Raw genomic sequence first — 10,093 nt, 5'->3', positions numbered from 1 at the left:
CGCCTTACGTTCTTGAGCACGCGTTGCAACGCGTGCTCAAGTTCGTAAGGCGTGCTCAAGTTCGTGGGCGGGAGGTTGGCTGCCTTAGTGGTCGATCGCCTCCGCGACGCCGTGGCCGGTGAGGGAGCGGACCTCCATCTCGGCATACTTCGCGGCGTCGAACTCCTTGCTGAGCTTGGAGCCGACATAGCCCAGCAGGAAGCCGATCGGGATCGAGACCAGGCCGGGGTTGTCCAGCGGGAACCAGTGGAAGTCGATGTTCGGGTTCGTGATCATCGACGGGCTCAGGTTGGCCATGGTGCCGTCCGCGAGCTTGGTCGGCACTCCCGGCTTGCCGGAGACCACCGGGCTGAAGATGATCAGGCCGATCGAGGAGATGAGACCGCCATAGATCGACCAGAGCGCGCCTCGGGTGTTAAAGCCCTTCCAGAACAGCGAATACAGGATCGTCGGCAGGTTCGCCGACGCCGCGACCGCGAAGGCCAAGGCGACAAGGAAGGCGATGTTCTGGCTCTTGGCCAACATGCCACCGAGGATGGCGACGACGGCGATCACCATCGAGGCAATGCGGGCGACCTTGACCTCTTGCTCACCGGTCGCCTGGCCGTTCTTGATGACCTCCTTGTAGATGTCATGCGCGAACGTTGCCGACGCGGCGATGGTCAGCCCGGCGACCACGGCGAGGATCGTCGCAAACGCGATGCCGGAGATGATGCCCAGCAGGGTGGACCCGCCGAGTTCATAGGCCAGCAGCGGCGCGGCGGCGTTGGCCTTGCCAGGGGCTGCGTTGATGCGGTCCGGCCCGACCAGTGCGGCGGCGCCGAAGCCGATGACCAGGGTCAGCAGATAGAACCCACCGATGAGCCAGATGGCCCACTCGACCGACTTGCGAGCCTGCTTGCTGGTGGGGACGGTGTAGAACCGCTGCAGCACGTGCGGGAGTCCGGCGGTGCCGAGGACCAGCGCCAGCGACAACGAGATGAAGTCGATCTTGGTGGTCGTGTCCTTGCCGTACTTCATGCCATAGGTGGTGAGCTTCTCGGCCGCCTTGGAGGTCTTCTCCACCGACGAACCCGAGGTCGTGTCCACGGCACCCTGGAACAGCCCGCTGAGGGAGAAGCCGTACTTGCCGAGCACCCATACGGTCATCACGAACGCACCCGCGATCAGCAGGATGGCCTTGATGATCTGCACCCAGGTCGTGCCCTTCATGCCGCCGACCAGCACATAGGTAACCATGACGGTGCCCACGATGGCGATGACGATGTTCTGCGCCGTGTCGCCCGAGACACCGAGCAGCAGCGAGACCAGCCCGCCCGCACCCGCCATCTGCGCCAGCAGATAGAACAACGACACGCACATGACCGACACGGCGGTCGCGATCCGCACCGGACGCTGCCGCAGCCGATAGGACAGCACGTCGGCCATCGTGAACCGGCCGGTGTTGCGCATGAGTTCGGCGACCAGCAGCAGCGCCACGAGCCACGCGACGAGGAAGCCAATCGAATACAGGAAGCCATCCAGGCCGGTCAGGGCGATGGCGCCGGCAATGCCGAGGAATGACGCCGCCGACAGATAGTCGCCCGCGATGGCGATGCCGTTCTGGCGACCGGAGAAGGCGCCGGCCGAGGTGTAGTACTGCTCGGCGGTCTTCTTGCCCGACGCGACGCGGATGACGATCGCGAGGGTGAAGACGACAAAGGCGAGGAAGATCCCGATGTTGAGCTTCGGGTTGCCGACCGTGGTGGCGGTCGCGAGGGTGCTGAGGCTGGTCACTTGGCGCTCCCGTCGAGGTGGTCGCCCAAGGCTTCAGCCGCCGGGTCGAACTCCCGGTTGGCCCAACGGGCATACATGAAGGTGATCGCAAAGGTCGTCACGAACTGCAGGAATCCGAAGATCAGCCCGACGGAGACATTGCCCGCCACGTGCTTGTTCATGAAGCCCGGCGCGAAGATCGACAACAGGACATAGAGGAAGTACCACGCGAGGAAGAACGCCGTCGCCGGGAAGACGAAGCCGCGAAATTTGCGCCGCAGACTCTGGAATTCGGGGCTCTGCTGCACAGCGACATAGGCCTCGCTGGTGGCAGTCGGTTTGGTGCTCAAGGCCACCTCCGGCCATCTGGGGCAGGCCTCGTTGCCTGCCGCTCGGAGCCACCCTTCCCTTGTCGTATGCCGCGGCGCCAGCACGCGCGACCCAGGTCGCGCCGAGCGGGGCACGGCTTCGCTATGCGGGTCCCGCGTCTGCGCCGAACGGCGCCTCTCGCGCGCCGAACGGTCGTGACCTGCGGGTTTGTTCCTCGGGTCAGCAGGGATGTTCTGGTCAGCAGGGATGTTCAGGTCAGCAGCGACTCGGGCGTATGCAGGCGTGCCATCGTCGCGCGGGTGTGCGGCGGGATCGCGCCGGGGGTCAGCAGCGAGACGGCGATCGTGACGACGAAGGCGAGGGGCGCCGACCAGGCCGCCGGCTGGGCCAGCAGCAGCGCGAGCCAACTGTCGTCGCTGGTGAAGCCCAGCAGGGTCGCACCGGCGGCGAGGCTGGCCGTGACCGAGCCGACGATGAGACCGGCCGTCGCGCCCGCGGTCGTCAGGCGGGGCCACCACACCCCGAGCGCCAGCAACGGGGCGAAGGTTGAGGCCGCAACTGCGAAGGCCAGCCCCACGGTGCTGGCCAGGCCGACCGGAGCCAGCAGCCACGTGACAACAAGGGGGACCGCAAGGCCGACGACGGTCGCGAGCCGGATCCCGAGGCGGTCCGGCAGATCCTCCCCGGCGAACCGCGGCAACAGGCGCCGGGCGACATCCTGGTCGAGGATTCCGGCCACGGACATCGCCAGCCCGGAGGCGGTGCTCAAGAAGGCCGCGAAGGCGCCGCCGGCCAAGAGCGCCGACAAGAGGTTCGCTGAGGTCCCGTCGAGGAGAAGGTGGGGTGCGAGCAGGACGATCCCGTCGGTCCGGGCCCCCTCCGGGAGGCGCGAGGCATAGGCGCGGCCGAGCGCGGCATACACCGGCGGGAAGAGGTAGAACATGCCGAGGAGGCCGAGGACCACGACCGTGGTGCGGCGCGCGTCGCGGCCGTCAGGGTTGGTGTAGAAGCGCACGAGAACGTGCGGCAGTCCCATCGTGCCCAGGCACAGGGCGAGCAAGGTCGAATAGGTCGCATAGAGTCCCGATCCGGGACCGGTTCCCGCGGAGACCCACAAGGTCGCCGGGTCCAGGGATGGGGCGGCGGGATCGGCGCGCCATACGGCCAAAAGGATGAAGGCGGGCAACGAGATCGCCGTGACCTTGACCCAATATTGCATTGCCTGCACCAGCGTGATCGAGCGCATCCCGCCGGCGCTGACGGCGAGGGCGACGACCACTGAGACGACGGTGCCGCCGACCCACGTGGGCCAGCCGGTGACCTGGCGCAGCGCGATTCCCGCCCCTTGGAGCTGCGGGATGAGATAGAACCACCCGATGCCGACCACCAGAGCCGAGCAGAGCCCGCGGATCCGGCGCGATTCCAGGCGCAGCTCGGCGAAGTCCGCCAGGGTGTAGGCACCGGAGCGCCGCATTGGAGCGGCGATGAGGACGAGCAGGACGAGATAGCCCATCGTGTAGCCGATCGGGAACCACAGCATGTCGATGCCGCGGCTGTAGACCAGCCCGGCGACGCCGAGGAAGGACGCCGCCGAGAGGTACTCGCCGCTGATCGCGCTCGCATTGCGCCACGGCGTCACCTGGCGGCCGGCCACATAGAAGTCCGAGGTCGCCCGCGAGATGCGCAGGCCGTAGCTGCCGATGGCCAAGGTGGCCACGCAGACCGCGACGATCGCGGCCAGGCTGAGTGGCTGGGTCATGTCTTGTCGATGACGTCGACGAAGGTCGCCTCGAGATTTTCGCTGGCGCGCGTGTAATAGCGGGCGCCGATCACGGCCGCCGGATAGACGGCGACGCCGAGCACCAGCCACAGGACGGGAAGCGGACCGATTCGCAGCAGGCGCAGCTCGGGCCAGATCGCCAGGGCAAGCGGCACCGCCCCCAGGAGCAGGGCGGCGACGAGGAGCACGCTGGCCGAGAGCCGCAACTGGGCGCGCATGAGCCCGGCGACATACACATCGCCGAGCCGGGTCTGCTCGGTGAGTTCCTCGGCTACCGGCCGATCAAGATGTCGTATGGCGCGCCGCCGCGAACTCGTGACCCGCACCCGGGCGGGGGGCTGGGTTGGGGTGGTCACGCCAGGTCGCGGGGACGCAGCAGGTGGGCGCGCACATCGCGCAGGTGGCGGCGGCTGACGGCGAGTTCGACGCCGCCGACGATCACCGCGCAGCGGCCCTGGTTCATCCGGACTTCGGTGACATGCGGCATCGCCACCAGGGTGCTGCGGTGGATACGGACGAAGCCCGCGGCCGCCCACCGGTCCGCCAGCGAGGCCAGCGACGCTCGCACGAGGTGGGAGCCGGTCTCGGTGTGCAGACGCGCGTAGTCGCCGTGGGCAATCACATAACGGATGTCGGCACGGTTGACGAAGCGGGTGACCCCGCCGAGTTCGACCGGGATGGTTTCGTCAGGGACGGACTCGTCATCGGCGCTGTGGCGTGGGTCGGCGGCCCCCGCCGCAGCCCCGGTCCCCGCCACGACCGCGGCGGCGCGGCGCACGGCCTCGGCAAGCCGCTCCGGGCGGACCGGCTTCATCACGTAGTCGACGGCGTGAACCGCGAACGCATCCACCGCGTGCTGGTCGTGCGCGGTGACGAAGACAACCGCGGGGCGCTGGGTGAACCGGCTGAGGATGCGGGCGAGTTCCATCCCGTCCAGTCCGGGCATGGAGATGTCGCTGAAAATGACATCGATGTGCTCGGCATCGAGCAGTCGGAGGGCATCCGTGCCCGAGGCGGCGAGGTGAATGGCGCCGATGCGCTCGTCGCGGTCGAGGAGGTAGCGCAACTCCGAGCGCGCCGGTGCCTCGTCATCGACCACCAGCGCCGACAGCCCGCTGGACGTCTCGCCACTCATCGCACGCAGCCTACGGCCTGCTCACGCCCTGGTGTGCGGGGCGAATTTAGGGATCCGGAAGGAGCACCGGGTTCCCGCCCCGGGAGCCGTCTCGACCACGAGACCGTGGTCATCGCCATACACCGTGCGCAGGCGCGCGTCGACATTGCCGATGCCGTGCGACTCGCCCGGGGCGATGCCGTCGATGATGGCGCGGATCCGCTCGGGATCGGCCCCGACGCCGTCGTCCTCGACGACGATCTCCGCCTCCGCCCCGCGGTCGGCGGCGGTCAGGGTCACGGTGCCGACGCCCTCTTTCGCGGCCAGGCCGTGGCGAACCGCGTTCTCCACCAAGGGTTGAATGGCCAGGTAGGGCAGTTGGACGGACAGCACCTCCGGGGCGATGAGGAGGTGAATCTGGAGGCGCTCGCCGAAGCGCGCCTGCTCCAGGACGAGATAGCGCTCGACATTGCGCAACTCGTCGGCGAGCGTGGTGAAGGCGCCGCCGCGGCGCAGCGCATAGCGGGTGAAGTCGGCGAACTCCAACAACAGCTCCCGGGCGCGTTCGGGATCGGTCCGCACGAAGGACGCGATCGCGCCGAGGGAGTTGTAGATGAAGTGCGGGCTGATCTGGGCGCGCAGCGCGGCAAGTTCGGCCTCGCTCGCCCGCGCCCGCTCGCGGCTCAGATCCGCGAGTTCGACCTGCGTGGAGAGCCAACTCGCGACCTCGGCCGCGGCCCGCGCCAGCCCCGCCGTCACTGCCGGTCCGTATGCCGCGAGCGCCCCCACCACGCGACCATCCGTCACGATCGGGGCGACGATGGCGGCCCGGATATGGCAGTTGGCGTCCGTGCAAGCGACGTCGCGGTGATCGAGAACGACGGTCTCGCCCGTGCGGAGGGTGCGTTCGCTCGCGGTTTGAGCGTCCTTGGCGTGGTGTCGTCCGGCGCCATCCCAAGTGACCTCGCCGTCGAGGCTGGTCAGCGCGACCGCATGCGTGCCGAGCATCTGGCGCAGATGCCGAGCCGCCTTGCCGGAGCCCTCCGGGGTGAGGCCGGCGCTGAGGTGGCGCGAGGCCAGGGCCGCCGTGTGCAGGGTCTCGTAGGTCGCGCGGTGGGTGTCGCTGAGGAATCCCCGGGATCGCCCGCGAACCCGGCGGGCGAGCAGCGAGGCGAGCAGGACCGCGGCGAGCACCACGAGAACACCGGCGGCGGTCGGCCAGTGGATCTGATCGCCCATACGAATCCCCTCTCCCCGAGACGGGAGATCCCGGAGAACGGGAACGGCCCCGGTTGGGGGGGAGGCAACCGGGGCCGCGCTCACGTGGACTCGGGGGGGTAATCCCACGTGAGCGGGTGGCTCGACCCGAAGGGAGTCACCTGCGCCAATCGTGAGGCATAAGCAGGTCCGGTGCAACTCACCTCGCCGTCGGCGGTGACCTCGGTTACCGAAGGCGACCGGCGAGAACCGCGTCGGCGATGGCGTGTCCCTCGTCGGCGGCGGCGACCAACGCGTCGGCGCAGTGCTCCAGCCAGACGACGATCCCGGCCCGGGTCCCTTGCCCGTATGCCGCGAGCGCACCGTGGTAGGCCGCGGCGCCTCGGCGGTGGTGCCCGACCTCGGGAACGGCGACGCCGGTCGGGTCGAGTCCGGCGGTCTTGATGACGGTCCGTTCGACGGCCCTCGCGACGATCCCATTGCCGCGGGTGAAGGGGCGGGCATGCGCGATCTCGGCGTGGGCGATGCCGGCGACGACGAGCGCGGGCAGGTCGGGCTCGGCGAGGATGGGATCGAGGGCGTCCAGTCGGGCGGCGGCGGCGGCCGACGGGGCGGCCGGGCCGAGGATGGCGAACTCCGTGCAGTCGCGACCGCTGGGGCGCGGGCGGCCGAGTTCTTCCTCCGGGACGAGTTCGGCGGCGGCAGCGAGGTGCAGGCGGGCGATGGCCTGGCGTGGGGCTTGCCGTAGCTGGGCGCCCAGGGATTCGGTGGCGGCGGTGGCGGCCATGGCGCCGTGGATCACCTGCTCGGCGGGATCCGGAGCCGTCGACCGGTCGCGGGCTCCGCGCATGAGATCGCGGACGACGTCGAGGTCGGAGCGGGCCCCGTCGAGTTCGGCGCTTGCCCACGCCCCGCGGATGCGGGACTCGGCCGCGCCCTCGGGGATGCGACGACGCAGGGCCTGGTGCCAGCGCAGTCGCGTGCAGGCTTCGCGGGCGCGATCGTTGGCCGCGACGACCTCGGGGAGGTCGGCGATCGTGGTCAGGGCAGCCAGCGGAGCAAGCACGGTGGCACTGTATGCCGCACCCCGACCGGGGTTGTCCACAGGCGCCGATTGGGCAGTTGTGATCTTCGTCCACAGGGGTGGCCGCGATAGGTGGCCGAGGGGCGCGATCCCTTTGCATCCTCGGGTATGGCGATTTTCGGGATCACGTCGGCCTCGGGCGGGCTGGGGGTCTCCACGTTGACCTGCGCGTTGGGGGCTGCGGTCGTGCGGCAGGGCGGGACTGCAGTGGTTGTGGACGGCACGGTCATGCATGGGGGGTTGCACGTCACGGCAGGAGTGGAGCATGAGCCGGGCTACCGCTGGCGCGATCTGGTGGAGGTGGACGGACCGGTGGACGGGGAGCGGCTGCTGGGGCATCTGCCGGTGGCCGCCGGGGTCGCGGTGCTCTCGGCCGGGCGCGCGACCGGCGCCCCCGACGGGGTGCTCGACGAGGACGTGCCACCGGCCGCCTTCACCGGTGTCGTGCGGAGCCTGGGTCGGGTGTGCGATCTGGTGGTGATCGACTGGGGGCGGTCCTGGCCGTTGGCCGGGGTCGGGGAGGCGTGGCTGATCGTGGCGGGGCTGAGTCCCTCCGGGCTGGCGGACGTTGCTGCGGCGGTGCGTCATCGGGAGGTGGCCGGGTGTGCTGGCGTGGTGACCCGCGGGCGGCGTCCCGATTCCGGGCTCGCCGCGGCGCTGGCCGGGCACGTCGGCCTGCCGCTCTTGGGGGAGCTGGCCGACGATCGCACCGTCGCTCGGGCGGTGGAGCGCGGCGACCTTCCGGGCGAGCGGTCTCGGGGGCCGCTCGCCCGGGTAGCGGACGCGCTGGCCACCGCCTTGGTCGAGGCGGTGTGAGCCATGCAGTTCGCCGCACCCATCGACGCCCGGATTCGGGCGGGCCAGGCGCCCGCGCCCGCCGTGATCAAGACCGTCGTCGACGACCTCGCCGATCGCCTTGGCGCCCAGGGCGTGCTGCGGGAGGAAGCACGGCTCCTGGCCGACCTCGCTGGTCTCGGACCGCTGGCGCCGTTGGCCGGCGAGCGGGGCATCACTGACATCCTCGTCAACGGTGACGGTCTGACCTGGGTGGATCGAGGGCGCGGGCTGGAGCGCTGCCCGGATCACGACTTCCCGGACGCCGTTCACGTGCGGCGCTTCGCGGTGCGCTTGGCGGGCCTGGCCGGTCGGCGGCTCGATGATAGCCAGCCGTGGGTCGACGGGCTCCTGCCGGGTGGGGTGCGCCTGCACGCGATCCTGCCGCCGCTTGCGGCCGAAGGCACGAGCATCAGTTTGCGGTTGCTGCGGCGCGGGGCGCTGCGGCTGGCCGACCTGGAGTCGGTGGGGATGTGCACGGCGGCGCAGGCCGACCACCTGCGCGAGTTGGTGGCCACGAAACAGGCCTTCGTCGTGACCGGCGGCACCGGGGCGGGCAAGACGACCTTGCTGGCGGCGCTGCTGGCCGAGGTCGACCCCACCGAGCGGCTGCTCGTCGTCGAGGATGTGCTGGAGATTCCGTTGCACCACGCCCACGTCGTCCGACTGCAGGCGCGGCCGGCCAATGTCGAGGGCACCGGTCTGGTCACCCTGGTGGATCTCGTGCGCCAGGCCCTGCGGATGCGGCCGGACCGGCTGGTGGTCGGGGAGGTGCGCGGCGCCGAGGTCCGGGAGTTGTTGTTGGCGCTGAACACCGGTCACGAGGGCGGCTGCTGCACCTTGCACGCCAACAAACCCGCCGACGTGCCGGCGCGGCTGGAGGCGCTCGGGGCGCTGGCCGGTATGTCGCGCGAGGCTGTCCGCTCTCAGGTAGCCACGGCCATCCACCACGTCGTCCACGTTGCGCGGCGGCCCGGGGGCCGGGTGATCCAGTCGATCGAACGGCTACAGGTGTGAGCGCCGCCGGTGCGATCCTGATCGGCGGGCTGCTGCTCGCCGCTGCCTGGTTGGTCTGGCCCCGTCGTCGGCGCGCGCGCCACGCCTCGGGAGGTGATGGCGCTGGCCGGGACCAGTCGGCGGCGGAACGCGCCGAGTCCGTGGCCGGGGCGCTGGAATCCATCGCCATGTGTTTGCAGGCCGGGCTCACGCCCGCTCGGTCCGTGGAGATCGCGGCGGAGCGGCTGCCACCAGATTCCGTGGTCGCCGGTGTCCTGCTGGACGTGCGGCGAGCCCTGCTGCGCGGCGACCCGGGCGGGGTGGTGTGGACGCGGCATATGGCACAGGTGCCGGAGTTGCGGCTGCTCGCTGGCGCGTGGAGCCTGACCGAGGTCAGCGGCAGCGCGCTGCAGCCGGCGGTGGCGTGGTCGGCGGAGCAACTGCGCGAGCAGCGGGCCGCGGCCGAGCGACTCGAGGCCGTGACCTCCGGGGCGCGCTCGTCGATGATGCTGATGCTGCTGTTGCCCTTCGCCGGGGTCCCGATTGGAGCCCTGATGGGCATCCCGCCGTGGCGCCTCTATGGCAACATCCCGGCGGCGGTGGGCTGCATCATCGGGTTCGGGTTCGCCCTGGGCGGGCTCGCGGGGGCTCGGCGCATCCTGTCGCGGGCCCTGCGTCCCAGGCTTCTTCCGCCCGATCCGCCACACCCCGTCAGCACGACGGCCGAGATCACCGATGCGGCACTGCTGCTGCATCTGGCACTGAGCGGCGGCGCCGGGGTGATCGAGTGTTTGGAGGCCGTGGTCCCGTCGTGCCGGGGCCGGGTTCGCGCCGACCTCGAACGCGTGGCCGCTGCCTACCGCTGGGGTCTCGCGCACGACGAGGCCTGGGCGTATGCCGCGCCGGAGTGGGAGCCCGTCGCCCTCGCCCTCGGTCTGGCGATCGACCACGGGGCGGCACCCGCCGGCGCCGTCAGGGCGGC

General features: G+C 70.5%; 10 protein-coding genes. 3 read left to right on the top strand and 7 right to left on the bottom strand.

What is annotated here, in order from left to right:
* Window positions 1-84 precede the first annotated feature (84 nt).
* The 7 genes from BN13_RS10545 to BN13_RS10515 form a co-directional block, all read right to left on the bottom strand.
* Window positions 85-1,776 carry a solute symporter family protein gene (locus BN13_RS10545; protein WP_048546656.1) on the bottom strand — a complete coding sequence of 564 codons (1,692 nt, stop codon included), beginning with the start codon at window positions 1,774-1,776 and terminating at the stop codon, window positions 85-87.
* Window positions 1,773-2,111 carry a DUF485 domain-containing protein gene (locus BN13_RS10540; RefSeq protein ID WP_048546654.1) on the bottom strand — a complete coding sequence of 113 codons (339 nt, stop codon included), beginning with the start codon at window positions 2,109-2,111 and terminating at the stop codon, window positions 1,773-1,775. The genes BN13_RS10545 and BN13_RS10540 overlap by 4 nt, the downstream gene beginning before the upstream one ends.
* 224 nt (window positions 2,112-2,335) lie before the next feature.
* Window positions 2,336-3,844: a sodium/solute symporter gene (locus tag BN13_RS10535; RefSeq protein ID WP_048546651.1), complete on the bottom strand. Its 1,509-nt coding sequence runs from the start codon at window positions 3,842-3,844 to the stop codon at window positions 2,336-2,338.
* Window positions 3,841-4,221 (bottom strand): hypothetical protein, encoded by a 381-nt coding sequence (locus tag BN13_RS10530; protein ID WP_048546649.1) that lies wholly within the window; start codon window positions 4,219-4,221, stop codon window positions 3,841-3,843. Before BN13_RS10530 ends, BN13_RS10535 begins: the two co-directional genes overlap by 4 nt.
* Window positions 4,218-5,000 carry a LytR/AlgR family response regulator transcription factor gene (locus BN13_RS10525; RefSeq protein ID WP_048546647.1) on the bottom strand — a complete coding sequence of 261 codons (783 nt, stop codon included), beginning with the start codon at window positions 4,998-5,000 and terminating at the stop codon, window positions 4,218-4,220. Before BN13_RS10525 ends, BN13_RS10530 begins: the two co-directional genes overlap by 4 nt.
* A 21-nt stretch (window positions 5,001-5,021) precedes the next feature.
* Window positions 5,022-6,218, bottom strand: a complete 1,197-nt coding sequence (locus BN13_RS10520; protein ID WP_084733694.1) for a histidine kinase — start codon at window positions 6,216-6,218, stop codon at window positions 5,022-5,024.
* Window positions 6,219-6,423: 205 nt separating this feature from the next.
* A complete protein-coding gene (locus BN13_RS10515) occupies window positions 6,424-7,263 on the bottom strand; it encodes a Fic family protein (RefSeq protein WP_048549071.1) in 840 nt (279 codons plus the stop codon).
* 126 nt (window positions 7,264-7,389) lie between these two features.
* Here BN13_RS10515 and BN13_RS10510 point away from each other — a divergent pair, with 126 nt between their 5' ends.
* The 3 genes from BN13_RS10510 to BN13_RS10500 all read left to right on the top strand — a co-directional run.
* On the top strand, window positions 7,390-8,097 hold the full coding sequence (locus BN13_RS10510; RefSeq protein ID WP_048546645.1) for a hypothetical protein: 708 nt from the start codon (window positions 7,390-7,392) through the stop codon (window positions 8,095-8,097).
* A gap of 3 nt (window positions 8,098-8,100) precedes the next feature.
* Window positions 8,101-9,132, top strand: a complete 1,032-nt coding sequence (locus BN13_RS10505; RefSeq protein WP_053079773.1) for a TadA family conjugal transfer-associated ATPase — start codon at window positions 8,101-8,103, stop codon at window positions 9,130-9,132.
* The coding region (locus BN13_RS10500) for a type II secretion system F family protein (protein WP_048546643.1) at window positions 9,129-10,093 on the top strand (965 nt) is incomplete at its 3' end. The genes BN13_RS10505 and BN13_RS10500, both read left to right, overlap by 4 nt.

The sequence above is a fragment of the Nostocoides jenkinsii Ben 74 genome (genome assembly GCF_001046875.1).
Taxonomy (GTDB): domain Bacteria; phylum Actinomycetota; class Actinomycetes; order Actinomycetales; family Dermatophilaceae; genus Nostocoides_A; species Nostocoides_A jenkinsii.
This window is presented reverse-complemented; position numbering and strand designations above follow the sequence as displayed.